The sequence below is a fragment of the Pseudomonas sp. GW823-FHT04A03 genome (assembly GCF_058796615.1).
The window spans coordinates 128,251-152,294 of the sequence record NZ_JBXAIV010000002.1 but is presented as its reverse complement, the minus strand read 5'-3'; the positions used below and the strand labels follow the sequence as shown (position 1 = coordinate 152,294).

Annotated in this window: 23 protein-coding genes and 1 tRNA gene; 13 read left to right on the top strand and 11 right to left on the bottom strand. The window is 55.8% G+C overall.

Going from position 1 to position 24,044, the window contains the following annotated elements; translation table 11 throughout:
• Positions 1-5: 5 nt before the first annotated feature.
• The 6 genes from AC1Q9F_RS06590 (at position 6) to AC1Q9F_RS06565 (ending at position 4,125) form a co-directional block, all read left to right on the top strand.
• Positions 6-725 (top strand): PA3715 family protein, encoded by a 720-nt coding sequence (locus AC1Q9F_RS06590; protein ID WP_207985289.1) that lies wholly within the window; start codon positions 6-8, stop codon positions 723-725.
• Positions 726-729: 4 nt separating this feature from the next.
• Entirely contained in the window at positions 730-1,146 is a 417-nt protein-coding gene (gene fos, locus AC1Q9F_RS06585) for a fosfomycin resistance glutathione transferase (protein WP_492619718.1), read from the top strand.
• Between the two features lie 60 nt (positions 1,147-1,206).
• On the top strand, positions 1,207-1,845 hold the full coding sequence (locus tag AC1Q9F_RS06580) for a LysE family translocator (RefSeq protein ID WP_039772730.1): 639 nt from the start codon (positions 1,207-1,209) through the stop codon (positions 1,843-1,845).
• Positions 1,846-1,922: 77 nt separating this feature from the next.
• Entirely contained in the window at positions 1,923-3,272 is a 1,350-nt protein-coding gene (locus AC1Q9F_RS06575; protein WP_492619719.1) for a sensor domain-containing protein, read from the top strand.
• Positions 3,273-3,390: 118 nt separating this feature from the next.
• Positions 3,391-3,546 (top strand): KGG domain-containing protein, encoded by a 156-nt coding sequence (locus AC1Q9F_RS06570; protein ID WP_080770669.1) that lies wholly within the window; start codon positions 3,391-3,393, stop codon positions 3,544-3,546.
• A 75-nt stretch (positions 3,547-3,621) separates the two neighbouring features.
• On the top strand, positions 3,622-4,125 hold the full coding sequence (locus tag AC1Q9F_RS06565) for a DUF4142 domain-containing protein (RefSeq protein ID WP_492619720.1): 504 nt from the start codon (positions 3,622-3,624) through the stop codon (positions 4,123-4,125).
• Positions 4,126-4,173: 48 nt separating this feature from the next.
• On the opposite strand, the gene AC1Q9F_RS06560 is transcribed toward AC1Q9F_RS06565, so the two are convergent.
• Positions 4,174-4,584, bottom strand: coding sequence for a low affinity iron permease family protein (locus AC1Q9F_RS06560; protein WP_007957945.1), 411 nt, complete (start codon positions 4,582-4,584; stop codon positions 4,174-4,176).
• A gap of 217 nt (positions 4,585-4,801) precedes the next feature.
• Here AC1Q9F_RS06560 and tam point away from each other — a divergent pair, with 217 nt between their 5' ends.
• Positions 4,802-5,572 carry a trans-aconitate 2-methyltransferase gene (gene tam / locus AC1Q9F_RS06555; protein WP_492619721.1) on the top strand — a complete coding sequence of 257 codons (771 nt, stop codon included), beginning with the start codon at positions 4,802-4,804 and terminating at the stop codon, positions 5,570-5,572.
• 40 nt (positions 5,573-5,612) lie between these two features.
• On the opposite strand, the gene AC1Q9F_RS06550 is transcribed toward tam, so the two are convergent.
• Complete coding sequence (locus tag AC1Q9F_RS06550; RefSeq protein ID WP_492619722.1) at positions 5,613-6,341, bottom strand: class I SAM-dependent methyltransferase; 729 nt, start codon at positions 6,339-6,341, stop codon at positions 5,613-5,615.
• A gap of 519 nt (positions 6,342-6,860) precedes the next feature.
• On the opposite strand from AC1Q9F_RS06550, the gene AC1Q9F_RS06545 reads away from it, so the two are divergent.
• Positions 6,861-7,229 carry a DUF6124 family protein gene (locus tag AC1Q9F_RS06545; RefSeq protein WP_492619723.1) on the top strand — a complete coding sequence of 123 codons (369 nt, stop codon included), beginning with the start codon at positions 6,861-6,863 and terminating at the stop codon, positions 7,227-7,229.
• Positions 7,230-7,306: 77 nt separating this feature from the next.
• On the opposite strand, the gene AC1Q9F_RS06540 is transcribed toward AC1Q9F_RS06545, so the two are convergent.
• The 9 genes from AC1Q9F_RS06540 to AC1Q9F_RS06500 all read right to left on the bottom strand — a co-directional run bounded on the left by AC1Q9F_RS06540 (position 7,307) and on the right by AC1Q9F_RS06500 (position 15,061).
• Positions 7,307-7,705, bottom strand: coding sequence for a hypothetical protein (locus AC1Q9F_RS06540; protein ID WP_492619724.1), 399 nt, complete (start codon positions 7,703-7,705; stop codon positions 7,307-7,309).
• Complete coding sequence (locus AC1Q9F_RS06535; protein WP_492619725.1) at positions 7,686-8,831, bottom strand: polymorphic toxin type 44 domain-containing protein; 1,146 nt, start codon at positions 8,829-8,831, stop codon at positions 7,686-7,688. The genes AC1Q9F_RS06540 and AC1Q9F_RS06535 overlap by 20 nt, the downstream gene beginning before the upstream one ends.
• A 297-nt stretch (positions 8,832-9,128) precedes the next feature.
• Positions 9,129-10,388, bottom strand: a complete 1,260-nt coding sequence (locus AC1Q9F_RS06530) for a type II toxin-antitoxin system HipA family toxin (RefSeq protein WP_492619726.1) — start codon at positions 10,386-10,388, stop codon at positions 9,129-9,131.
• Complete coding sequence (locus tag AC1Q9F_RS06525; RefSeq protein ID WP_492619727.1) at positions 10,381-10,698, bottom strand: helix-turn-helix transcriptional regulator; 318 nt, start codon at positions 10,696-10,698, stop codon at positions 10,381-10,383. The genes AC1Q9F_RS06530 and AC1Q9F_RS06525 overlap by 8 nt, the downstream gene beginning before the upstream one ends.
• A 481-nt stretch (positions 10,699-11,179) precedes the next feature.
• A tRNA-Gly gene (locus AC1Q9F_RS06520) sits at positions 11,180-11,253 on the bottom strand.
• 169 nt (positions 11,254-11,422) lie between these two features.
• Positions 11,423-12,307: an alpha/beta fold hydrolase gene (locus AC1Q9F_RS06515; RefSeq protein ID WP_207985299.1), complete on the bottom strand. Its 885-nt coding sequence runs from the start codon at positions 12,305-12,307 to the stop codon at positions 11,423-11,425.
• Between the two features lie 316 nt (positions 12,308-12,623).
• Positions 12,624-13,316 carry a pseudouridine synthase gene (locus tag AC1Q9F_RS06510; protein ID WP_115076876.1) on the bottom strand — a complete coding sequence of 231 codons (693 nt, stop codon included), beginning with the start codon at positions 13,314-13,316 and terminating at the stop codon, positions 12,624-12,626.
• Positions 13,317-13,349: 33 nt separating this feature from the next.
• The gene (locus tag AC1Q9F_RS06505) at positions 13,350-13,568 is read right to left on the bottom strand and encodes a cysteine-rich CWC family protein (RefSeq protein ID WP_221535263.1); all 219 of its coding nucleotides are present in this window, start codon (positions 13,566-13,568) and stop codon (positions 13,350-13,352) included.
• A gap of 5 nt (positions 13,569-13,573) precedes the next feature.
• Positions 13,574-15,061, bottom strand: coding sequence for a sensor domain-containing diguanylate cyclase (locus AC1Q9F_RS06500; protein WP_492619728.1), 1,488 nt, complete (start codon positions 15,059-15,061; stop codon positions 13,574-13,576).
• Between the two features lie 207 nt (positions 15,062-15,268).
• Here AC1Q9F_RS06500 and AC1Q9F_RS06495 point away from each other — a divergent pair, with 207 nt between their 5' ends.
• The 5 genes from AC1Q9F_RS06495 to AC1Q9F_RS06475 all read left to right on the top strand — a co-directional run bounded on the left by AC1Q9F_RS06495 (position 15,269) and on the right by AC1Q9F_RS06475 (position 23,985).
• The gene (locus AC1Q9F_RS06495; protein ID WP_492619729.1) at positions 15,269-15,532 is read left to right on the top strand and encodes a hypothetical protein; all 264 of its coding nucleotides are present in this window, start codon (positions 15,269-15,271) and stop codon (positions 15,530-15,532) included.
• A 178-nt stretch (positions 15,533-15,710) separates the two neighbouring features.
• Positions 15,711-16,115, top strand: coding sequence for a hypothetical protein (locus tag AC1Q9F_RS06490; protein WP_492619730.1), 405 nt, complete (start codon positions 15,711-15,713; stop codon positions 16,113-16,115).
• A gap of 202 nt (positions 16,116-16,317) precedes the next feature.
• On the top strand, positions 16,318-17,517 hold the full coding sequence (locus AC1Q9F_RS06485) for a glycosyltransferase family 4 protein (protein WP_492619731.1): 1,200 nt from the start codon (positions 16,318-16,320) through the stop codon (positions 17,515-17,517).
• A 46-nt stretch (positions 17,518-17,563) separates the two neighbouring features.
• Positions 17,564-18,424, top strand: a complete 861-nt coding sequence (locus tag AC1Q9F_RS06480; RefSeq protein WP_375745873.1) for a hypothetical protein — start codon at positions 17,564-17,566, stop codon at positions 18,422-18,424.
• A gap of 2 nt (positions 18,425-18,426) precedes the next feature.
• Positions 18,427-23,985, top strand: coding sequence for a calcium-binding protein (locus AC1Q9F_RS06475; protein WP_492619732.1), 5,559 nt, complete (start codon positions 18,427-18,429; stop codon positions 23,983-23,985).
• The last annotated feature ends 59 nt before the right edge of the window (positions 23,986-24,044 follow it).

Sequence of the window (24,044 nt, the reverse complement as noted above, 5' to 3'; positions counted from 1 at the left end):
GAACAATGCTCACCTCAACCCGACTTCTTTTCGCCCTCGGCTTTCTGGCCGTCACCACTCAGGTCCAAGCTGCCTGTCAGGTAAAAAAACTCGACGGACACTCCCTGTCACGCTGCAAAGTGTGGCCGGCCTTCCCCGACAAGGCGATTTCGGCGAAGTCCACGTTCGTGCCCGATTCCGAAGGTGACCAGGATGGAGTGTTCGACCTGGAACTCTCACTGCTCAACGCTTCCGACGCCAAACCGCTGGCGACTTATACCAAGCCCGGCGCCTACAACTCCGATGCTACCCGGTTCGATGACCTGAAGATCGATACCGCCCGTTACCGTCTCGCGTCGGACGTTCGCGCGTTCGGCCTGCGCTCGGATTTCTCTGTCCATCTATCGAGAGCCAATCCCTACGCGAGGACAGACTTGACGCTGTACGTCCGCGAAGGCGCAAAGCTACGACCTGTATTGGAAGGTCTGGTCATTCGCAAGGAGTTCGGCGAGGGTACGGGGGAGTGTGAAAACAAGGACACGCAAATTCGCAGAACTGTCGAAATCGGCCCGTCCAGCCACAATGGATTTGCAGATTTGATCGTTTCCTCAAGTGGTGTGGTGTACGCCTCGACCCAGTCAGGCAAAGAGTGCGTTTCCAAAACAACCGACCTGACTAAAACCCAAATCACCCTGACCTACGACGGCAAGCAATACACCCTCCCCGAAGACCTCAGAGGTTACTGACCCGATGCTCACCGGCCTAAACCACCTGACCCTCGCCGTCACCAACCTGGACCGCAGCCTCGGGTTCTACCGCGACGTGCTGAATCTGCGAGTCGAGGCCACCTGGGACGCCGGTGCCTATCTGTCGCTCCCGGGCCTGTGGTTGTGCCTGTCGCTCGATGCGCAGCGCCATCCCGAGCCCGCCGCCGACTACACCCACTACGCCTTCAGCCTCGGCGCGGCGGATTTCCCGCTGTTCGTGCAACAGCTTCGCGCCGCCAACGTGCAGGAATGGCGCGACAACCGCAGCGAAGGCGCGTCGTTCTACTTCCTCGACCCGGACGGGCACAAACTCGAAGCTCACGTCGGCGGTCTGGCTTCGCGACTGGCCGCGTGTCGGCAAAAGCCCTACGCGGGCATGCGTTTTTTCAACGAGTCGTGAATATTCACAAACCGCTGGGATAGACTGGCGGCCACGTTTTCCGGGACTTGCAGGTTTTCCATGACTCCATCGTTGCTAATGGCCGTGCTGGCCTCGGGTTTCATCTACGGCATCACGCCGGGGCCGGGTGTGCTGGCGGTGTTCGGCATCGGCGCCGCGCGAGGGCGGCGGGCCGGGGCAGGGTTTCTGTGCGGGCATCTGCTGGGCGATGTGATCTGGTGCAGCACCGCGCTGATCGCGATTGTCGGCGCCCGGGAAATCGGCAGCACCGCGTTCGATGTGCTCGGCGTGCTCAGCGGCCTGTACCTGTTCTGGCTCGGCTGGCGCGCGGTGCGGGCCAAACGCAGCAATGGCGATCAGCCCCAGGGCGCGGCGCGTCAGCCGTTCTGGCACGGCATCCTGTTCGGCCTGACCAACCCCAAGGCTTACCCGGTGGCGGTGGCGACCTTCACTGCGCTGCTGTCGAGCCGCGCCGAACTGCTCAACTGGTCGATGCTGCCAATGCTGATCGCCTTGAGTTTCCTCGGCGGATTGCTCGCCTACGCTATCCTCATTGGCATCGTCGGGGCGCGCCAGGTGCGTACGTTGTACCAGCGCCACGAACTGGCGATCACCCGGTTGTGCGGGATCATGTTCATCGGTTTTGCCATCAACGCGCTGGTGCATGCGCTGCCGGGGTTGATGCCGAACAAGGCTTGAAAACATTCGCTGGGATGCGAGGTCGAGGTCACGGATGGTTGAACAGTGCTGCATTGCCCGGACACCCACGCTGAACCATGGAAAGCCGAAATTCCGCGCCGCTGGCGAGTTACATCGATCTGTTGCTGGACGCCGTTTGCGCGGTCGACAAGCAAGGTCGTTTCGTTTTTGTCAGCGCGGCCTGCGAGCGGATTCTCGGCTACACGCCTGACGAACTGATCGGCCAGTCGATGATCGACTACGTCTACCCGGCCGACCGTGAGCGCACCCTGGCCGCCGCGAGCGACATCATGGGCGGCGAGCCCAAGCACAATTTCGAAAACCGCTACGTGCGCAAGGACGGCAGCCTCGTGCACATCCTGTGGTCGGCGCGCTGGTCGGAAGTCGATCAACTGCGCATCGCCGTGGCCCGGGACATCACCGAGCGCAAACTCGCCGAATCCCGTCAGGCGGCGTTGTATGCGATCTCCGAAGCCGCCCACGCGGCGGAGGATCTGCTGGCGCTGTTCAAGCGTATCCACCTGATTATTGGCGAGTGGCTACCTGCGCTGAATTTCTCGGTGGCGCTGTACGACGAACACTGCGCGCAGCTGAATTTTCCCTATCACGTCGACGATGACGAGTTGCAACCGGAGCAACCCGGCACCGTCACCGGTCGCCTGTGTGCCGAAGTGATCCGCAGCGGTCAGCCAATCCTGCTGACCCCGGATTGCCCCCACGCGCCGCCGGAGTTCGCCGCGCTGGTGGTCGGCCAGCAATCGCCGTGCTGGCTCGGCGTGCCGCTGAGTTCGAAAGACCGCACGATTGGCGCGCTGATCGTCAAAAGCCTGCCCGGCGGCGAGCGTTACACCGAGCGCGACAAGGAACTGCTGCAATACGTCTGCGCCCAGGTCGCCACTGCCATCGAACGCCAGCAACTGCACGCCCGCCTGCGACGCATGGCGCAATACGATCAACTGACCCAGTTGCCCAACCGCGAACTGCTGCGCGACCGGCTCAAGGCTGCGCTGAGCCATGCGCGGGAACAGTCCGGGCACATGGCGCTGCTGTACGTCGATCTGGATCGCTTCAAGCAGGTCAACGACACCTTTGGCCATGGGGTCGGCGACATGCTGTTGCAGACGGTGGCCAACCGGCTCAAAGGCTGCGTGCGCGAAACCGACACCGTGGCGCGGATCGGTGGCGATGAATTCGTGGTACTGCTGCACAGCGTTCACGCCGCCGACGATGCCGACAGCGTGGCGGAAAAGATCCGACAGGTACTGGTGCAACCCATGCGCCTGGACGGGCACAACCTGCACATCGAACCGAGCATCGGCGTGGCCCGATATCCCGAGCATGGCGATGAGGAACAGCAACTGTTTCGTCACGCCGACCAGGCCATGTACGCCGCCAAACGCCTGAATCATCGGGCACTGGACAGCTGATCGGCGGATCACCGTTCGTCGCGGCGACGGCAACTTTTCTAAACCTTTGGCGGTCAGGAAATTCTCAATCTAGGCGGGCACCTGCTCGCTTACGATCAATGCCAAGAGGTAGAGAATCATGCCTAACTCAAGAAACTCGAACTCGGGAAACTTCGCCAACGATAAGACAAAGGCGTCTGAAGCCGGTCGCAAAGGTGGGAAAACCACCACCACGACAGTCGACAAAGAGCCTAAAACCGACATGGGCCGCAAGCCTGCTCAAAAGTCGAAATAGTCGGTGAAGGTCGTTTTGATTGAGAGGCGGGGGCGCAAGCTCCCGCTTGAATCTGCAAAGAAGGAGGGCGCGACCATGAGCCGGATGGCCACCCGAGTACGCCACATCAGTTTTGTCAGCCTGCTGGGGTTATTCGCCAGCAGCGCGTTTGCCCAGTCGCCCGCCGACTTCATCAATGATGCCTCGGCCAAAGGCATGGCCGACATCGAGGCCAGTCGTCTGGCGCACAGCAAGGCCGAGTCCAAAGAGGTCAAGGATTACACCATCGTCGTCATCAACGACCGCACCACCGCCAACCAGCATCTGGCGAAAATCGCCAAGAAACTGGATCTGCCGGTAGCGCCCCGCGAAGAAGTCGCCGACAAGGCCAAGGCGCTGATGCCGGAAGTCAAAGAGGGCGCCAGCTTCGATCAGGCCTACGCCGCCAGTCAGGTCAAAGCCACGGAAGAAGCGATCGAACAGATCCAGCAGGAAGCCCAGACCACCGACGTGCCGGAGATCAAGGCATTTGCCGACGAGACTCTGCCGAAACTCCAGAGCCATCTGGAAATGGCTCGGGCTCTTCAGGCCAGTCGCTGAATCCGCAGCAATAAAAAAACGGCGCTCATGGCGCCGTTTTTGTTGTCTTCAACAATCGTTCAGATCCTGCTTCGGCTTGCTCTTGTCCCCCAGACCTTCCAGGTCAAACACCTCGTTTTCACCCATCGCCCGGTAATGCCTGCGCAGCGCTTCCAGCTGCTTGAGATCCAGCGACTCCAGCCCGAGCATCGCGTTCTGCGCCTCCTTGTTCACCCGCAGCAACTCATCGAGTTTCAAATGCAGGATGTCGGTGTCGCGGTTCTGGGTGTTCTGGATCAGGAACACCATCAGGAACGTGATGATCGTGGTCGAGGTGTTGATGATCAGTTGCCAGGTGTCGTTGTAATCGAAAATCGGCCCGCTCAACCCCCAGAGGCCGATCAGAATCAAAGCCCCCATGAACGTCTTGGGGCTGCCGGCCCAGAGCGCCAGCGTTTGCGAAATCTTTGCGAATTTCATAGCCGTGTTCCTTGTTGGGGGGAGCTTGAAATTCAGACATCGGGGGTGGGCGGAAAATTCTACTTACAGTTTTTCTGAATCCCTGTGGGCACGGACGAAGACAGCGTTCCCGGCGATATCGGACCTACGTAGGGGAAGGCAGATAAACACGATCGCTGTATCGTGACGGCAGCCGCTTTTCCACGTTTCGCCAGAACGTCCACGACAGGAGAACGCAATGACCTGGTCCGCCAAGCAATACGTCACTTTCGAAGATGAACGCACCCGCCCGGCCCGCGACTTGCTGGCGGCGATTCCCACGGCCGAGGCGCGTTCCGTGGTCGATATCGGGTGTGGCCCCGGCAACTCGACCGAGCTACTGGTGGAGCGTTTTCCGGGGGCGAAAGTGCAGGGGCTCGACAGTTCGCCGGATATGATCGATGCCGCGCGCAAGCGTCTGCCGCAGTTGCAGTTCGAAGTGGCGGACATCGATAAATGGGCCGATGAAGGTCCGTTCGATGTGATTTTTGCCAACGCCGTTTTGCAGTGGGTGCCGGATCACGCGACGTTGTTGCCGGAGCTGGCGGGCAAGTTGGCGCAGGGCGGCAGTCTGGCGATTCAGATGCCGGACAACCTCAACGAGCCGTCCCATCGGTTGATGCGTGAAGTGGCTGCCAACGGGCCGTGGGCCAGCAAACTGGCGGACGCGGCGGGGCAGCGGACCGAGATGGCGGACGCCAGTGCCTATTTTTCGATGTTGCGACCGCATTGCGCGCGGGTCGATGTGTGGCGCACCACGTATCACCATCATTTGGCGGGCGGGGCTTCAGGCGTTGTCGAGTGGTTCAAGGGCAGCGGTTTGATTCCGTTCCTCAGTCCGCTGACTGAAGCGGAGCGGGCTGAGTATCTGGCGCACTATCTGGCGGAGGTCGCGACGGCGTATCCGGCGCTGGCGGATGGTTCGGTGCTGTTGCCGTTTCCACGTTTGTTCATTGTCGCCACACGTTGAAATGAAAAAGGGCCGATTTGATCGGCCCTTTCTTTTGGTGTCAGCGCTGTACGGCAACCAGCATCATCATCGGTCGCTCACGCTCTTCAGCGAGGGCCGGTTGCGCGGCTACTTCGGCATCACTCGGGCCCCACTCATTGACGTGTTGAATCGTGAACCCGGCGTCGATCAGCGCGTTGAGTAGCGTGCCGACCGTACGATGCTGCTTGATCACGCCGTCGGCCAGCCAGTTGGTCACCCGCTCGCCTTCCATCTGATAACTGTCCAGCGGCCAGCGCTTGTTGCCCTCGCTGTCGATCAGCCAACCCGGATTGTGCGGCGCCATGAAGATCGGGTGCTCGATGGAAAACACAAAATGCGCACCGGGTTTAAGCGCCGCGTGCAGCTTGGCGAACAGCCCCGAAAGATCCTTGATGTAGTGCAGTGCCAGTGAGCTGTAGGCCAGATCGTAAGTGCACGCAGGCAAATCGAGGTGTTCCAGGTCGGCACGTTCGTAGCGGATGTTCGCGGCCGAGGTGGTTTCCTTCGCCCGTTCGAGCATTTTCTCCGAGACATCCAGTCCCAGCACTTCGGCAGCGCCTTGTTCGCTGGCCCAGCGACAGAACCAGCCGTAGCCGCAGCCCAGATCCACCACCTGCAAACCGTGCAGGGAGGGCAGCAAGGCTTTCAGTGCAGGCCATTCCGGCGCGGCATCGAGGCCGCCAATGGAGCGGTTCATCTGGCTGTAGCCCTGGAAAAATTCGGGATCGTCGTAAATGTTCTGGGTCATGGGTTTGCTGCTCTTTTGAATTTGATTTGGGTGGCTCGGAGGCCACGGTCTTGAATCCCTCGAAAGGTGATGGCGCGTATTCGTCGATGGCCGCGCAGGGGGAGGGTGGTGGGCGATGGGGAAATGCTAGCGGGTCGTGGCGAGTGTGAGAACCGAACGAGTGTTAGGGATCTGTAAACGCGGTTTTTCGATTCGGGATGTTTAAAGAGTGGGTTCCGTTTACTGAACCTTCCCACAAGGTTTTCAGGTTGTCCGTCGGAAGTGCGGACTCTAGCCTGTGAGGATCGCTGATGAATCGGCGATCGGGATTGGAACCCCGAGGAGAGTTGAAACGCACAATCGTTATTCATGACGTATGCTGCGCACCTTGAATGTGTGCACTCTGTTATGGCGGCTGTGCGCGGGAGACCTTCGGGTCTGCCGGGTTTTCTCTCCCCGGGTTCCAACCTGCGTACAGCTGCCTCCTTTCGCGTGGAACCGAATGGGTCAGCTCCAACCTGTTTTTGGAGAGATGAAATCATGTTCAAGCCAACACCGAATCCCCCAGAAGTCGAAACCGACCCAACATCCCCCTACACCTCAGTCGACTCCAGAAAACTCAACGACGCCGCCAACCGCGCCCTCGACCATTACCTCTGCCCCGGCGCCCATGTCATGGGCACGAACAACCAGCCCGACCCGATGTACTTCGCCAACCCGGCCTACGACACCGAATCCTTGCTCGCTAACGCCAGCGAATCCCTTGGCTCGGCCAGCGAAATGCTCAACAACTTCGCCGCCACCCTCGACCCCACCCACCGCAGAACCGCGATAGGCATTGCGCAGTTGGTGATGCTGGGGGAATTGGCGGTGAATCAGGCGCTGGATCATGTTGAGGTGAAGAGTTAACTGCGTTGATGCAATGTTTCAGAAGGCATAAAAAACCGGCTCATTGAGCCGGTTTTACTTTACGAAGGTTTTCTCCTTCAAGGTGCGCAGGGCTCCAGCTGATCGACATCAGTGCCACTGCCAGCGCTACGATCAACCTCGCCATTGCTCCCGATATGAATTTTAGTCGTGGGCCATTTCGGGGTGATCCTGATGCAATGGTTTTGCCCGGCATTACGCCAATCAAACTCCATAAAAAAGTCATCATCGGGAAACAGATGCCCTGGTCCGCCCGTAGACTCTCCGGGGGCAAGGTTTCCGCGAAAGATCTCATTTTGCGTATTCAGCACAAACCTCAAATCACCTGTGCCTTCTTTCGAGAAATCAATCTCGACGCGTGGCACTGCGACGTACCAAACCAGATACGTCAACACCACCAGAATAAGTAACCGCATAACGATATAGAGCGGGCGTCGCTTACTTGCATTCGTGGACACTGACTCCATCTCCCCAATTTTCAGGTGCTACGGCGAGCACTTCATCCATGACGATTTTTGCTGTAATTCCACCGTGCGGGTATCGCTTGTACAGCTTCACACCAATACTGATAGAAACCCTGTCAGCGACGTCATCCCAAGCCCGCAGCCCTTCGACACCCGGTGACTGACGTGGCCCGGGTTTGTTCTTCCAGTCCTGGGCTTTACGAATCGAGTCCGATGCGATCTGTTCAAGTCCTGCACCATCCAGCAAAAGGCTTTCGGATAGTCCTCCCGCTCTGCCGACATAACCGTAATGGATGTTCGACCAGATGTCGTAGAAGTAATCGTATTTCCCGTGTTTGTAGTAATACGAGCCGAACCGCTTCTTGATAATCGGCTTGTGATCCCAAGGGCGATTCTGTCCAACCCGCTCCGTCCACAACGTCAATGCCGCTGCTTTCTTTCCCAGAGCCATGGTGTAGTAGTTCGGCGGTTCCCCGATTCGGGCATACCACGGCAGCTCCCGGTATTTCCTTGTCTCCGCTGCCGGATCGAAGCTGTTGGCATTTTTCATTTTCACGACCGACGGATGCAGGATGTTCCGGTTCATCTCATCGGCAATGTAAGCCGCCACGGGCTCCATGTTATCGGGGTGAGTGCAGGCGGCAGGTTTCTTTTCTTCCTCAGGTTTGGCCTTCTTGGCTGGCGGTTTTTTTGGGGCGTTAGGATCGACAAGGGCACCTACAGCCGTTGCCTTGGTTTTCAACTGAGGATCGGCCAGCAGTGTGGCCATTCGTTCCTCATCAACCTTTCCGTCAGGGCGAATCACACCCATTAAGGCGAAATCGATAACAGGACTACCAACGGCGCTCCCAAGAACAAAACCACCAAATGTGTCGCCACTGCCGGTGATGATCGTTCCGCCGTGACTGGTGGGGCTGGAGAGGTGAGCCATTGGTCGGCCGTTAATCAGAATCGATGGAAAACCGGTGGTGATCACTGCGCCACAGCCGCACGTATCGCCAACGCGAGCGGCGCCCATGAAATTGATATTGGTATCAGCTGAGGCTGAGGCAATCGGGGTTGTGCCATGTCCTGGCAACGGGCAAACGTGTTTATCGCCCAAGCGTGCGGAAGAAAGCATGAGTCGTCCTTGTTGAATACATCCGTTAACCCCAAGCGTCCTCTTGGGTGTGCGAATGCTAGCGGAATCTCAAGGACTGGTCGCTGGGAAACGTCTGAAAACATGGCGAGCATCACGCCATATTTGTGTGCGGCGAGAGATTATTCACGAACTCAACATACGCAACGCAGCCGAAGCCAAAAACGCGGAACGACTCTTTTCCTCCGGATGCTGGCTGACGTGAAGGTCTATGGCAGGCATAAAAAAACCGGTCATCGCGACCGGTTTTTTCATTTTTGGCGCTTTGGCAGAGCAATCTCAGCGAAGCCGCTCGACGTTTTCATCGATTCGTTTCTGGATAGTCTGCAACGTGTCCTGAGTGATGACGCCGGGGTACATCGTTTCTGCCATCGTCGCGAACTGATCAGCCACCTCGCAGAATCGGGCGATGATGCCATCGGCCGTTTCAGCCGATACTTCCGCCTCCTCTGCAAGGTCGAGCATGGCTTTTCGTCCGATCTCCAATGCTTCGCCCATAACGTCCATCTGGTGGTATCCGCCGGGACCCTCACAGAAGGTCACATCGTAGGCGGGCGCCAGCGTCCATTGGCCCGATTTAGACATGATGTAGGCGAAGTTCTTCGGGTGGTCATCGCGATTGTTGAACACGACGTTGAAGACAACACGCTCAAACGCGAGCGCTTTCTCTCGTACGTCATTGGTGCAGAGATGGGTCGCACGCAAGAAGTTGACGTAGTCCAGCGCACCGGCATTCTGGAAGTCGGCGGCAGTGAAGGCCGCGAGACTTTGCATCGGCACGCGTAAGTCGTCTTCGCGATCAAAGCGTTTGGTAGCAAACGCTGCCAGCCCGTTCGGCAGGCTGAAGTACTGAGTGTCAGGTGTGTTTATTCCACACATCCGCAAGCATTCGGCGTAGACCATTTCGATGGCACATACCTCGGGATGCTCCTGCCGGGCGGGAAACTTGACCAGCCAGGCCTCGAAGCCTGATCTGGCTATGGTGCTAAAGGTGCCTGTTCGCGGATCGCGATAGACCAAGGCTTTTGGTCTGGCACCCTGCGGAGATCCACCCACCAGCAACAGCTGTTGCAAGAACTCACCCCCCTCACCCTTGAGGACTTCCTGCACCTCGGCAGCCAGCAGATCAATGGAGACCTCAACTTGCGGCTCCAGCGCCTCGGGTGCCACCGGCTCGAATGACATTGCGCCCATGGCATTGTTGCCAATGTAAGCGAGGCGCTCGAGCGGGCCGATGCGTGCAGAGTTAAGGCCGCGTCGCTTGAACAGACGATCCATCAGCAGCATGCCCCACCCATCCGGCAGCGCATCGTAGACCGGTCCAGGCAAACCCAATTGATGGTGCGGAAAGTCACGCCGTAACTTGGGGCCTTCCAATGGAAGTCTGTACGCCGACAATTCCAGGCCTCTGTTCTTTGCCTCGTCGCTGTACTCGAACACGATCAGTGGGCGACCGGTGATAGCCGTCGTGGAAACGAGCGTGCCCCACCGCCAGTGTTCACCCCAGCCATCGTAGTAGACGTCCACTCGTTCAAGCATTTCCTGATTTCCTTTTTATGCGCTGACGCCTGGAGCTGTCTTCGTAACGAAGGATGTCGTCCAGGTTGTCCAGTTTTGGCAAGAACAGGTCTTCGATTTCCTGGACGCGCCCCACAACCATGGCCACTCGGACGACGGTTTCGAAACTGACATTCCGCCCGGCTTCAAGGTTGGCCACCGTATTGGTGCCGACACCGGCGCGAGCAGCCACATCGGCTTGCGTCATCTGCAGGGCTATCCGCTCTGTGCGCAGGCGTTGGCAGAGCCGTTTGACGATCTCGCTTGGTTTGCTGAGGCTTAATTCCAGCATGGTGTGCCTTATGTCGCATAAAGGTCGGTTAATACCCAAAATTATAGAGTTAACCTTCATTGCGTCAAATCAGTTAACTCCATTTTGATGTGAGTTAACTGCGATTAATGCTGATAAACCACAATAGTACAGAATTAAATTATCGGTGTTTAAACCGCTAGCTTGGCTTTACGTTGAGCTCTCCATCGAAACCATTGCAATCGCATACCCTTGATGGTCTCTGGCCGAGAAGCAGCCGGGAAGGCATGCGGATCTCTCCCTTGAGGCCGAACGCTTCGATAACGAACGCTCAGTACATGAGTGACTGACTGTCAGGAGCGTAAGCGCAGACGGAGGGAATTCAATCAACGTGTTGTTTCTGAATGGCTCAAAGCTGGCTTGCTCGCTACTAAATTCCGGACACAAAAAAACCGGCCATCAAGGCCGGTTTTTTTTGTTTCTGCATCCCCCGTCAAACCACAACGCAGGACATAAATTCGATTGGAGCGGGTGAAGGGAATCGAACCCTCGTTATCAGCTTGGGAAGCTGGAGTAATGCCATTATACGACACCCGCTCAGAGCGGCTGACTTTGTACCAGACTCGGCCACGGATTTGAAGTTTTCTTTGCGTGTGGCGAGTGGAAAAGCCTGAATCAGAGCCGGATCGGTCAATCGCGGGCAAGCGCTACGGGCTGGCGGACGGCTAAAACTCAGCCTCGCAGGCTTGCTCGCGACGACACTGTTTCAAATGGCCAATGCATGGTGATCCTGGACGAGCTGGTAACGCGTTCGGCTGGCCTGTTGCGCCGGTTTCAGGAAACCGAGCAGGGCGTTCTGGCTGTCCCGGCAGGCGGATTTGTGTTCCATGTCGAGGAAGTGCCCGGTGGCCTGCAGGGTGGTGAAGGTGCTCTGCGCGACATGGCTGCCGAACAGGCGCGCATCTTCGGCGGCGGTGTATTCGTCCCATTCACCGTTCATGAACAGCACCGGTACGTTGATTTTCTTCGCCGCGTTCAGATAGCACTGACGGTCGCTGTGCAGCACGTCGCTGATGTGGAAATGCATCTGCCCGTATTCGTGCTCGGCCAGGCTGCTGACGTGACGGTAGTTGAAGCGCTTGAACAGCGACGGCAGGTGTTTGCCGATGGTGTTGTTGACGAGGTGGCCGACCCGGTCGCCGTCACGTTGGCCGAGGCATTCGACGCCGCGCTCAAGGTAATCGAGCATGTGCGCGTTGATCACCGGTGAGAACGAGCTGATCACGGCTTTTTCGATTCGCCGAGGTTGGTGGGCGAGGGCGACCATGGTCGCGGCGCCACCCCAGGAGAACGACAGCACGTGTTCGGCCGCGAAGTGATCGATCAGCTCCAGCAGGATCAGACCTTCGACTTCCTTCGTCAGATGTTTCTCGTGGCGGTTGTGGACTTTCGACTTGCCCGCGTAGGGCTGGTCGTAGCAGACCACGTTGAATTGTGGGTGCAGATTTTTCACGGTTTGTGCAAACGACGCAGTCGTGGCCATCGAGCCGTTGACCAGGATGATGGTCTTTTCTGCGGCGTCTGCGCGATAGAACTCCGTGTAAACCCGATACTGACCCTGTATATCCAGCACAGCGATTTCTGGCCTCATGTCATAAGACTCCTGGCAAGCAAGCGGGTATGCGCGCAAATAGAGATTGCACGAGCTTTGTGACAGGTAGGCATACGCCTGGAATTTTGGAGCCCATGTCGATCCGGTACAACTGGTCGACGGGTATTGTTATTGGCGGGCAATCTGCCGGCTGAGGCGCAGCCCTGAGGGCTGTCTACCGACAAAAAGTTTCTTAGAAGTTATGTGTGACTCATCGGTCACAATTTGGCCGACGTCCTGATTCAAGCAGGGGGATCCGGATCGCGCAAGTGCCGTTGGTAAATTGTTCGACAACTTCTGCTGAGCGGTCGGCTGCTTAGAACAAATGAATCTCTTCGGTGCGCAAGGCGCGGTACTCGCCCGGTTTTAGCGCGTGATCCAGCGCCAGCGGGCCCATGGATTCGCGGTGCAGGCGCAGCACTTTGTTGTTGAAGTGACCGAACATGCGCTTCACCTGATGGTAGCGACCCTCGACGATGCTCAGCCGCGCCGTCCGTGGGCCGAGCACTTCCAGCTGCGCCGGTTGGGTGGTCAGGTCTTCGAAGGCGAAGTAGATCCCCTCGGCAAACTTGATCGCATATTCCGGGCCGATTTCCTGCTCGGTCTCGACGTAATAGACCTTCGGCAGTTTGGTCTGCGGCTGGGTCAGGCGCCGCGACCAGCTGCCGTCGTTGGTGATCAGCATCAGCCCGGTGGTGTTGAAGTCCAGACGCCCGGCGATGTGCAGGTCGTCCTTGTCCGGCTCGTGGATCAGGTCGAGCACGGTCGGGTGTTCGGGATCGCGGGTGGCGCTGACGCAGCCCTGCGGTTTGTACAGCATGAAGTAACGCGCCGGTTTGCCGCTTTGCAGCACTTCGTCGTCGACTTCGACGCGGCTGAATTCCAGGACTTCGCTGTGAGGATCGCTGACGACTTTTCCGTCAATGCGCACGCGCTTTTCCACCAGCAACAGGCGAACCTGTTTGCGGTTGTAGCGGGGCAGGTTACTGAGGAAACGGTCGACACGCATGATCAGGAATCTGCAGGAAGCGGGGCGCGCATCTTACGGGATCGACGGCTTGGCCGCTTGCAGTTGCGCCTCGACCTGGGCGCAACGCGGGCACAGGCAGGACTTGTCGCGCAGTTCCGCCGGCAGGGCCTCGAGCACTGCCGGATCGATGGATACGCCGTAGCACCAGCAGGCACGGTCGGCGGTGCGCGGGTCGGCCAGGGTGCAGTCGTTGCGGGCGCCGCAGGCCGGGCAGAGGTCAGGTTTGGTCATGAGTGTCAGGCATAGGTCGAGTGAGGCATTTCCACACATGTGCGGTTACGGCCGGTCTGTTTGGCCCGGTACATCGCATGATCGGCCCGGGACAGCAGGCTGTGCAAGGTGTCATCCCGTTGCAGGGTGGTGGCGCCGATGCTGACCGTCAGATTCAGGGTGTGACCGTTGTAGGCATATTCATGCTGTTCGACGTGCTGGCGGATCTTCTCGGCAATCTTCTGACCGGTCTCGCCGTCGGTGTCCTTCAGCAGAACGATAAATTCCTCACCGCCCCAACGGCAGACGATGTCGGAATGCCGCAGGCAACTTTGCAGGTCCCGGGCGAACCCGATCAGCACCTGATCGCCGGCCATGTGTCCGTAGGTGTCGTTCAAGACCTTGAAGTGATCCAGATCCAGCAGCAGCGCGGTCAGCGGTTTCGGCTCGCGGTGAGCTTCGTGCAGCGCTTGCACGGCAAGCAGGTCGAAGCCACGCCGGTTGGGCAGTTCGGTGAGGCTGTCGAGGGTGGCCTGGGCGTGGATCTTTTCCTGATAGCGGCGGATCAAGCGGTTGACCAGAGCCAGCACGATCAACGTCACCAGCAGGCAGATCAGCAGATTGAGGTACAGCGACTGGCGGATTTCACTCAGCGCGCCGTCTTCGCGTTTATCGACGAACAGGTACCAGTTCAACTCCGGAATAAACCGCACGTTGAGGAAATGTCCCTGGCCGTGGGCGGAATATTCGTAGCTGCCGCTGTGGGGTTTGGGCAACTGGCTGACCAGGCTTTTCATGCTCTCGAGGTCGTTCAGGCTTTTCCCGACTGGCGCCCCCTCCGGCCCACCCTCGGCGCCCGTCAAGACCAGTCGGCCGAAGGTGTCGACGAAGTAAACGCTGCGTTGATAGCGCTGCTGGTACTTGTCGATCAGCTTGATCACCGCGTCTACCGTCAGCCCTACGCCGGCGGCACCGATGAAGCGATCGTTGTAGTCGTAGACCTTGTAGTTGATGAAGAAGGTCATGTTGTCTTTGTTGGCCAGGTCCGGGTCGACATTGATCTCGTACGGATCCTTCATGTCGCGCACGCGGAAGTACCAGGCGTCGCGTGGCTCGTCGATCTTCACCTGCTTGAGCACGCCCTTGGCGTGGTAGTAGGTGTGGGTGCTGTTGGAAATGAAGAACGCGGTGTACGCGCCGTAGTGGGTCATGACCTCGTCGAGGTAGCGGGTCATCTGGTCGCTGTCTTTCTCGCCGTTCACCACCCAGTCGCGCATGAAGGTGTCGCGGGACATCATCGATGAAATCAGGATCGGTCTGACGAGGTCTTTCTGGATTTCCGAGTACACGGTGTCGGAAGTCAGCGGCAGTTCGGTGTTGACGATGTTGTCGCGGATCGACGCCCGCGAGGCGTAGTAGCTGAGCAGCGAGGTGGCGAGGAAACCTGCGCCGAGGAGGGCGACCAGAGTCAATACCAGCGAACGTTGGGAGTAAAACGCAGATCTGAGCGGCATTGGCAGTTCCGTCGACGGTGGCCCGATGGCAGCATTCTAGTGGCAGTCGCGGGGAAAAGGTTGCGGCATATTTGCCTGAAATGAGCAGCCTGTTGCGCCGCTGATCCGAAGGGCGATGGAAGCTGGCACTCGGAAGGGCTTTGCCAGTCAAAACTCTTGTCAGCCGGTCTGTGCCGACTGCTGTCGCAGGTCTTTCAGGAGGCCGTCATGCGTACTTCAAAAATACTGCGTCGGGTGCTGCTGGGAGCAGTGCTCGGGTTTGGGCTGTCCGGCTGTTACTACTACACCGGCGGCTACGATGTTTACTCCTCGCCCTATTACTATCCCGGCTATTACTCGCCCTATTACTACGGTGGCTATTACGGCCCCCGTTACTACGGTGGCGCGCGCTATTACTACGGCGGCTATGGCTATCGCGGCGGTTACGGACGGGGTTATCACGGCGGCGGATACCATGGTGGTCACCACTAATCAGCGGCTGAATGACGGCGTTTCTGCATGAACAAGGTTTCATGAATCACTTGTTTCAAGTTGTTGCAGAAACGCACCGGATGCCGAAAACGCTGTCAGATATTTCGTCAGTCGCCGAATGAAAGACTGACGCCTGCCAGCGTCGCTGGTGTGGCTACCCGCGGTCCAGGAGGCCGCCATGTATCGCCGAATTCTTCTGTTTACCGTGATGCTTTTTTCCCTTGGCGGATGCGTCCCTTATTCCTACGGAGATGGCTACTACAGCTCAGAGGTCTACACATCGCAGGCACCTTCGTACTACAACAGCGGTGGCACTTATTACAGCGGCGGCAGCACGTATTATTCGGCGCCGCGCTACTACCAGCCAGCACCTCGTTATTACCAACCGGCTCCACGCTATTACTCGGCGCCTCGTTACTACCAACCGGCTCCGCGTTACTACGAGAACCGTCGCTGGCACGGTCATGATCGCGGACGCTGGGAAGACCACCGTCGCGGTGGCTGGGATGACCGCCGGGGTCGTGGCAACTACGACCGTCACAGTGGACGCGGCGATTACAACCGACACGGCAACCGCTGGTAACCCCCCGCAAAAAAGCGGCGCATTGAGCGCCGCTTTTTTTGTGCCCGTTTTTTTGCAATGCGTGTATCGCACCATCTCCTAGGAGGTTCTCGGAACCCTCCTACAGTTTTATTTCTGAGCATTTGTTAGCGTTTGTATGCACATGTTGATGTTGAAAAACTTCAATTCATGGAGGTGTATTAGCGCGGGATCTTGCTCAAATATGAATCTTCTTATCATTCATCAGAATTTTCCTGGTCAGTTTCGTCATGTGGCGTTGGAAGCATTGCGCAGGCGTCTGGGCGTCATTGCAATTGGACGCGATACAGCGCCAGGTATTGCCGGGGTTAAGTTATTTCGATATCGACCATCAAGGAAGATGACTAATGGCGCTCATGACTATTTGCATAGATATGAAGAGGCTGTTTCGGACGGGCAACAAGTTCAACGAATATTGAAGAGATTCAGCCAGGCAGGCTTCCGGCCTGATGTAGTTCTCGCTCATCCTGGGTGGGGTGAATCGCTATTCGTTAAAGATGTGTACCCCGATGTGCCTCTGGTTAATTTTTGTGAGTACTATTACCGAGCGCGTGAGGCAGACTCTGGTTTCGATCCTGAGTTTCCCTGTGCGATGGATACGTCCTCAAGGCTTAGAGTCTTGAATTCGATGCATCTCCTGAATGTTGAACAGTGTGATGCCGGGATTGCACCTACACAATGGCAGCGCGGTCTTTTTCCTAAAACATATCAGTCTAAAATTCGCGTCATTCACGAAGGCATTGTTCAGTTTGCCGAATCAGAAAAGGTCGAGTCTGTAACGCTGCCGAGTGGGCGCGTGATAAAAGCAGGTGAGCCTGTCGTGACTTATGTCGCCAGAAACCTCGAACCTTACCGAGGCTTTCATAGTTTTATGAGATCCATTCCCTATATTCAGGAAAAGTGCCCGAGTGCGCATGTCATTGTAGTGGGTGGGGATGGTGTCAGTTATGGGCGGATGCCCATTGGATACCCGAACTGGCGAAGCAAGATGATCGCGGAGGTGGATGTTGATATTTCCAATGTTCACTTTGTTGGGAGGTTGCCTTATCAAACATACAGGTCGGTTCTGAGTCTTTCAAAGGCTCACGTGTATTTGACATATCCGTTTGTACTGTCATGGTCTTTATTGGAAGCAATGGCATCTGGCTGTGTTGTCGTAGGTTCAAATACCGCTCCCGTACAGGAAGTTATCGAAAATGGGATCAGCGGGATACTTGTTGATTTTTTTGACGCTGAAGAAATCGCCACGGCAGTGTTCAGGGTTTTAACGTCTTTCGCTGGTTTTGGGTCTATGAAGGATGCGGCGAGGTTGAAGGCAAGCGAATTCGATGTGGTTAAAGGAGTAAGCGGTTACTTTGAAGTGTTTAAGGAGTTGATGAGGTGAGTTGTTTCGAGTGATGTGATTGGTCATTTTAATATGGAGATTTGAAATGCTTAAGATGTCTCGCAAGGAGGTTTTTCGCCAGTGCAGAAGGGGAGTTAAATATGGCGTGTTATTAGCGATCTGTTATTGGGTCGTTGATTTCTGTATTCGATGGGAGGAGGCCGCAGTAGCGCGGGAGATTTATCAGAAGAAACAAGGGGCGTGCAGCAGGAAGCTGGCGGGTATGGAGCAGGTCCCGATACTTGGCGGCAGCCTGCTGGATCGGACAAAGATTCCCGGATTCCATTTTGGATCGACATTAAGGAGCGACGGTTCCTGTATTGCCGATCTTCTTTCAGGGTCATTCTGGTGGACGGGAAAAGAACTGTTTCCGGAATATGAAGCTCACGGGGTAGAACCACCCATTAGTTGGACGTATTACAATGTTTCCGCCAGACTTTACACCAGAAGGGATACCACGGAGCCGCATAATATGGGCGGACGGCATGTGGATTGGCCGGATGATCTGGTTGTAAAACTGAAGAACTATCCAGGCCTTGAACTTTGGCTTACCGCGCCTCCACCCAGTATCAAAAATGAATTCTCTGTTCGAACTTTTGTTATGCACGACTGGCGCCGGCGTGATGGAACACCACGGACGATAAATTGTGATGGTTTGAATTCGCCAGAATCTAAAGCTTCGGTCAGCGGTTTGAGTAAAGCATATCTTTTGAAAATGAATAAGGAGCAGTTGGAGAATTTGGAGTTTGGGAGTCTGCGTGCGTATTGTACGGTCGAGTTGCATAGTTTTGACTTTGCAGGCGGGGATGGTCGTATACATTTGGGTACAGAAGCATTGCGGGGTGCTCCTGAAGCGCTTAAATCTGTTAGTGACTATCTTTCACGTTCAATTATTACAGGGAAGTAAGTATGAGCTATGTATTCAGTGATTTGGAAAAGTCGGTAATTTTACAAGCTGCAAATGTTTGTGATGGGATGGAATTCAATATCGAGCGGCAAGAGTATCGTGCTGTGGCGGTAGAGGGGCGAAACTGCGCCGTACTTTATCGCACATTATCGAATGTTTTTGGGGAAAAATTTTTAGACGGTTCTGCGTTCGACGAGAATGTAATGGGCATTTTTAAGGATGCCAAACTTTGGCTCGATGTAGCAATTGATGCAAATGGCGGGGTGGGCGCTTACTCTGCGTTGATCCGAGCCTACACTTTGCGGCAGGGGGAGTTGAGGCTAAATAAAAAATTTAGCGATTTCAAGATGCAAGAGTCATCTAATCAGGTGGCTGTCAATTTCATGAATACGCTGATAAAAGGCTCCGTTGAACATGAGTTGGCTCCATGGGCCGTACCCTCCATTAGTCAAATTGCAGCAATCGATGCGAGCGCTATTGGTAAAGTATTATTTCGTGAAGATGTTAATGAAATTGATACAGCTACCAGTCGTAATGCGGGATGGTCTGGAGCAATCGGCTTCAGTCTGCTGGGTGGAGAAAAGCCATATGAAACTTGGAGGTTGATCTCCGCCGGTGATCCGAATTCCCATATAAAAGGGAATCATCATCTTGCCAAGTTAAACAGGCTCGATGACCTAAAGAATATTCTGTTTGCCGTGGACTCATACAGTGTTGCATTGCAGGCAGTGATTAAAAACTTCGGGTCGAATATGGTTGAAAGCCTGTTTTCAGTCCTGCCCGAACAGATAAACATCGCTCTCGCCAGTGGCAGCATCAATCCACTGATTCAGCATGTGGTGAAAGGTACTCCCATCTCACCCATTGTCAGCCTGATATTGCGATATAACCTGAATGACTTCTTTGACATGCTCAGGCGAACCTACGACGGGAACTCGGCCGCCACGCCTACCACCGATGAAACCTTCGCCGCCAACGCATACACATTTTTCTCCGCACTTTCTCCGGCTCAATCGCAAAGCATCGTTACCAGAACCATTGGCGAGTATGGCAGTGCCAGGGACTGGGCAACGTTGGCCAGTCAGGCAACGCAAATCGGCGCCGCGTTACGCAATTCCCTCAAGCAACTAAGCGAAATCGTGATTGAGCGAGCCGACGGTTTTTCCGGACGCGAACTGGAGCTTTACGACCCCGAAACGGGAGAGGGCTTCATCACTGAACAGTGGCTTGCCGATCGCTCTGAGATGCTGGCCCGGCTGATTGCCCGAACCAATGGATCGTTCGGTCGAAATACTGTCCAGACATTTTCCTATTCGGATCTGGCTTCGGGCAAACAGGCCCCGATGAATACAGGTGTCTTGAACCCTCTGGTCATGTTTGGTGATGACGGCGGACGATCATTTGGTGGCGGGGCAAATACCGATCATCTTTACGGCGGTGGCGGCAACGATTCCATGAGCGGACTGTCTGGTAACGACTTTATCCAGGGGGCTCGTGGCAATGACTCTTTAACGGGAGGCGATGGCAATGATGCGTTGTACGGTATGGCCGGTGATGATGTGTTGGTGGGTGGCAAGGGTAACGACTCGCTGACTGGTGGGCCGGGTAACGATCGGTATGAGTTCTCCAGCGGAGATGGAGTCGACGAGATTTTCGAGGCGGACATTGATGGCGTGTTGCTGATAAATGGACTTCCGATCCCACCTCTCGAACGCAGTGCTCCGCTCAGCAATATCTGGCTTACGAAAGATCGAGCCATCAGCTTGACGCTCATTGAAGATCAGGCTGAAAACACGCTGAACATTAAATACGGACTGAGTGATCTCATCGTCGTGAAGAACTTCAAGCCGGGGATGCTCGGCATTGATCTTCCTGATTACCAGGACCAGGCGTTCCCCGCTCCCGATCTGGTCCTTCAAGGCGACTGGAAAATTAAAGATAACGACCCCAATGTTCGCGGAGATCAGCCTTCTTACGATGAGTTGGGCAACGCCTTGCTTTTGCCCAATGTTAAACAGAGGAACAAAGCCGACCTGCTTTACGGATCACCGAAAGATGACCTCATCGTTGGTCTTGGCGGGTCTGATCGACTGTTCGGCAAGGACGGCAATGACCGTTTATTCGGTGACAAGCAGTCGACGCTGGAAAATGCCTTTACCGATGCAACAAAGGGAAAGGCCAGCCGTGGCGACTGGCTGGATGGTGGGCAGGGTGATGACCTGCTTGTCGGCACTGCCTCGCGAGACGTGCTGCTCGGCGGCAACGGTCGAGACACGCTGATTGGGGGAGCAGGTGATGACAATTTGTCCGGTGATCAAACAACCGGAGCACATGAACAAAATTGGACAGTCAAGCGCATCGACGTTCCACTCAGTGATGGCGTCATCAGCATGCGTAGCGTCTTTGACAAATTTTCATTGAATAGTCCCACCGAGGGCGGTGACGACATCCTCTATGGGCAGGGTGGCCGGGATTTTATCAATGGCGGCAGGGGAGGTGACCTGCTCGATGGCGGAAGTGACGACGACACACTGTACGGCGAAGAGGGTAATGACACGCTGGCTGGCGGGAGTGGCGATGACACATTATCGGGAGACAACCTGGATTGGGGTGGCGGTCTCGACAGTCGCCATCATGGCAACGATTTGTTGGCGGGTGGCAGTGGCGATGACTTCCTTGCCGGAAACGGTGGTAGCGACGTGTTGTACGGAGGCAGCGGCAATGATGTGCTGAAAGGTGATGACGAGGTGCTGCGAGGCGTTTCGGGTGATGCCGCAGACTTTTTCGGAAGTGATTTTCTGGATGGCGGCGAGGGAAATGACACCCTTTGGGGCGGCGGTGCCGGTGATTCGCTTTTCGGTGGTGGTGGGAATGACGAATTGGTCGGTGATTACCATGAACACCCGATTCGTTACCACTGTGATGATTATCTCGATGGCGGTGCGGGAGACGACACACTCCGTGGATTGGGTGGCTCCGACACACTGATAGGCGGATCAGGCGCCGACGCTCTGGATGGCGATGAGCCCAACTTGAAAGCGGGCGGAACCAACGATGACCACATTCAAGGTAATTCAGGAAACGATACGCTCTGGGGAGGTTTGGGCGCCGATACGCTTTGGGGCGGTGCCGATGATGACTTTTTGGTGGGTGACTACGAGCAAACATCCGAAGCAGAACATGGCGCCGATTATCTTGACGGCGGCTCAGGCAACGACACTTTGCTGGGCAGTGGTGGAAACGACACGCTGGTTGGCGGGGAGGGAGTCGATTATTTGCGCGGCGGCCCTGGCGATAACGTGTTTGAGGGTGGCGCCGGCAACGATTATCTGGAAGGGATGCAGGGCAACGATGTTTTCTACTTCGGAGTGGGCGATGGACTGGATGTTGTTACCGATACAGGTGGCAACAATGTCGTAAGTTTTGGTGATGGGTTTTCTGCGGAGAACTTGCAGGCCAAGATCGTCAATCTTGATGTGGGCACGGCGTTGCGGCTGTCGAATGGTATTGGTGACGCGCTTCTGATTCTTCACCATGAAAAGTGGGCAGGTTCGACATTCAGGTTCAGCGACGGCGTGATCCTGAATTTCCAGGATGTAATCAAATTAACGGTGCAACCGGTAGATGTAACGGATCCGTCTGCGACATTTGCTGCGGTACCCGATCCCGAAAAAAAGCAGGACATTGAGAGTGAGAGCGAAGCAGTCGTCCAGACACAGCCCGATGACTTAGCCGCTTCTACTGAGAGGGAAGGCAGTGAAACGGGTCGTCACACCCGGTGGGATAGCCTTTTCCTTTCGGAACTGAAAGCAAAGCGCTCAGCGGCCCGGCAGGCATCAGGATTTGCACTGAACGATCAGGGTGTTTGGGTTAGAAGTCATATTGCTACCGACAAAAGTGGCTATGCCATCAGCGCCGAACTGATCCATGAGGACGTTGAAGCCGGAGTCTTTTCCAATACACCTGAGTGGATGGGGGCGATTGCCGCAGACGTCGTGGTGAGTGAAAGGCAGTCAATTTCTGCAACGAAAACCACGTTCAAGTTTGTAAAAGCTGAAACTGCGCAATTACCGAAACAAAAGCCAAAATATTACCCGTCTGGCTCCAGTTATTCGGGGTTCTCGTTCAACGTGGGTGATGCTGTAGTCGAAGATATAGACCACTCGGGCGCTATTCTGGGGTGGTACGTGTACCCCGCTGGCAGTTTTGAAAATCATGAAACTGTTCGTAAAGCGTTTCGCTGGAGTTCTACTACCCAAACGATCAAACATAAAGTTGTTCATGGTAATGACGCTGGCGGCAGGGTAAATCTCGAAGTGGGAAATCTCTTCCATGGCGGTGCAGGAGATGACTTGGTGGTTACCTATGCTGATTCAGTGCTTGAGTACGGCGGAGTGAACGACAGGATCCCGGGTGCATTTTTATCGGCTGGCGCAGGCAACGACACGCTGCTGGGCTCTGCGGGAGCCGATTATTTGATCAGTGGGCCGGGAGAAGATTGGCTTTACGGCGAAAACGGTCCCGACACTTACATAGTTGAAGCGCATGATGGCGCAACCACCATTATTGCCGACGTGCTTAACCCTGTTTTTTTGCGTCCCGAGGTTGGAGTCTCTGGGTGGCATGAAGAGTTTGCGGGGCTTGATGTTGATACCGTCGTTCTTCCGGAAGAGGCGAAACCAGATAAGTTGAAGCTAACCTGGGGCGCTGTGTTGGTTGAGACGGTAAATATTGAACTCTCACCGGCCCCACTGCGTGGCGCTCATCGTCAACCGCCTCGAGCCCAGATGCTGTACACCACACTCGATATCGAATGGGGCGGAACTCAAAAAGTACGAATCGTTTTGCCCAATCCGAATGACATCGGCGGTTCCGGAATTGAACGAGTGAGGTTTTCTGACGGATCGAGCATAAGTTTTAAAGACCTCGTTAGCCGATTAGGCAATGCCCCCGATATTTATCATCACGGCGTCACTGTTCCGTACGCTACTCAGGTTAAGTCCTTTCGAGAGAACCATTTTCTACCGCTCGTGGGCGGTCGCGGTAATGACACCCTCAGTGGCACTGGTGAAATAAGAGGGATGCAAGGAGATGATCTGCTGTGCGGTGGCTCAGGCGATGACGTGCTTTACGGCGGGCCGGGCAATGACACTTTGTCCGGTGGCGGGGGCAATGATGTTTATAAATATGATGGGCTTGGGCGAGACCTGGTAGTCAATGCCGGTGGCGGAACTGACGGTATAGACTTTTCTGAGGTTGGGCTGTCGATTGATCAACTCAAGTTCCACCGTGAACGGGATGATCTCGTCATCGTAGTCAGCTATGGCATGTCTCCAAAGATTCGTGTCTCTAAACACTTTTCAGGAGGCGATGCCGCTATCAGCTTCATCAGTGTTCAAGGAGAAGAGGGCGCTGTTAAAAATTACACGGCGAACCAGCTCGCTGAGCTTTTGCACCCTCTACCTCCCTTACGGGATGTAGAGGATATCTTGCCGAGAAATGATGAAGAGGCGTTGCGGGCAATGAAGGAAATAATCGAGTTTTACGAGTTGAATGTTTGATCGCAGATAGTTTCGCAACTGGCTCAAACTTCCCGCGACAGAGCTCAAGAGAGTGCCAT

Excerpts from the sequence above, each read along its gene's own strand:
- AC1Q9F_RS06495 (WP_492619729.1), top strand. The coding sequence starts at position 15,269 with ATGCGTACTTCAAAAATACTGCGTCGGGTGCTGCTGGGAGCAGTGCTC.
- AC1Q9F_RS06500 (WP_492619728.1), bottom strand. The coding sequence starts at position 15,061 with ATGCCGCTCAGATCTGCGTTTTACTCCCAACGTTCGCTGGTATTGACT.
- AC1Q9F_RS06550 (WP_492619722.1), bottom strand. The coding sequence starts at position 6,341 with ATGACCCAGAACATTTACGACGATCCCGAATTTTTCCAGGGCTACAGC.
- AC1Q9F_RS06575 (WP_492619719.1), top strand. The coding sequence starts at position 1,923 with ATGGAAAGCCGAAATTCCGCGCCGCTGGCGAGTTACATCGATCTGTTG.
- AC1Q9F_RS06545 (WP_492619723.1), top strand. The coding sequence starts at position 6,861 with ATGTTCAAGCCAACACCGAATCCCCCAGAAGTCGAAACCGACCCAACA.
- AC1Q9F_RS06510 (WP_115076876.1), bottom strand. The coding sequence starts at position 13,316 with ATGCGTGTCGACCGTTTCCTCAGTAACCTGCCCCGCTACAACCGCAAA.
- AC1Q9F_RS06535 (WP_492619725.1), bottom strand. The coding sequence starts at position 8,831 with ATGCTTTCTTCCGCACGCTTGGGCGATAAACACGTTTGCCCGTTGCCA.
- AC1Q9F_RS06480 (WP_375745873.1), top strand. The coding sequence starts at position 17,564 with ATGCTTAAGATGTCTCGCAAGGAGGTTTTTCGCCAGTGCAGAAGGGGA.
- fos (WP_492619718.1), top strand. The coding sequence starts at position 730 with ATGCTCACCGGCCTAAACCACCTGACCCTCGCCGTCACCAACCTGGAC.
- AC1Q9F_RS06570 (WP_080770669.1), top strand. The coding sequence starts at position 3,391 with ATGCCTAACTCAAGAAACTCGAACTCGGGAAACTTCGCCAACGATAAG.
- AC1Q9F_RS06560 (WP_007957945.1), bottom strand. The coding sequence starts at position 4,584 with ATGAAATTCGCAAAGATTTCGCAAACGCTGGCGCTCTGGGCCGGCAGC.
- AC1Q9F_RS06525 (WP_492619727.1), bottom strand. The coding sequence starts at position 10,698 with ATGCTGGAATTAAGCCTCAGCAAACCAAGCGAGATCGTCAAACGGCTC.
- AC1Q9F_RS06475 (WP_492619732.1), top strand. The coding sequence starts at position 18,427 with ATGAGCTATGTATTCAGTGATTTGGAAAAGTCGGTAATTTTACAAGCT.
- AC1Q9F_RS06485 (WP_492619731.1), top strand. The coding sequence starts at position 16,318 with ATGAATCTTCTTATCATTCATCAGAATTTTCCTGGTCAGTTTCGTCAT.
- tam (WP_492619721.1), top strand. The coding sequence starts at position 4,802 with ATGACCTGGTCCGCCAAGCAATACGTCACTTTCGAAGATGAACGCACC.
- AC1Q9F_RS06515 (WP_207985299.1), bottom strand. The coding sequence starts at position 12,307 with ATGAGGCCAGAAATCGCTGTGCTGGATATACAGGGTCAGTATCGGGTT.
- AC1Q9F_RS06580 (WP_039772730.1), top strand. The coding sequence starts at position 1,207 with ATGACTCCATCGTTGCTAATGGCCGTGCTGGCCTCGGGTTTCATCTAC.
- AC1Q9F_RS06565 (WP_492619720.1), top strand. The coding sequence starts at position 3,622 with ATGAGCCGGATGGCCACCCGAGTACGCCACATCAGTTTTGTCAGCCTG.
- AC1Q9F_RS06590 (WP_207985289.1), top strand. The coding sequence starts at position 6 with ATGCTCACCTCAACCCGACTTCTTTTCGCCCTCGGCTTTCTGGCCGTC.
- AC1Q9F_RS06505 (WP_221535263.1), bottom strand. The coding sequence starts at position 13,568 with ATGACCAAACCTGACCTCTGCCCGGCCTGCGGCGCCCGCAACGACTGC.
- AC1Q9F_RS06490 (WP_492619730.1), top strand. The coding sequence starts at position 15,711 with ATGTATCGCCGAATTCTTCTGTTTACCGTGATGCTTTTTTCCCTTGGC.
- AC1Q9F_RS06530 (WP_492619726.1), bottom strand. The coding sequence starts at position 10,388 with ATGCTTGAACGAGTGGACGTCTACTACGATGGCTGGGGTGAACACTGG.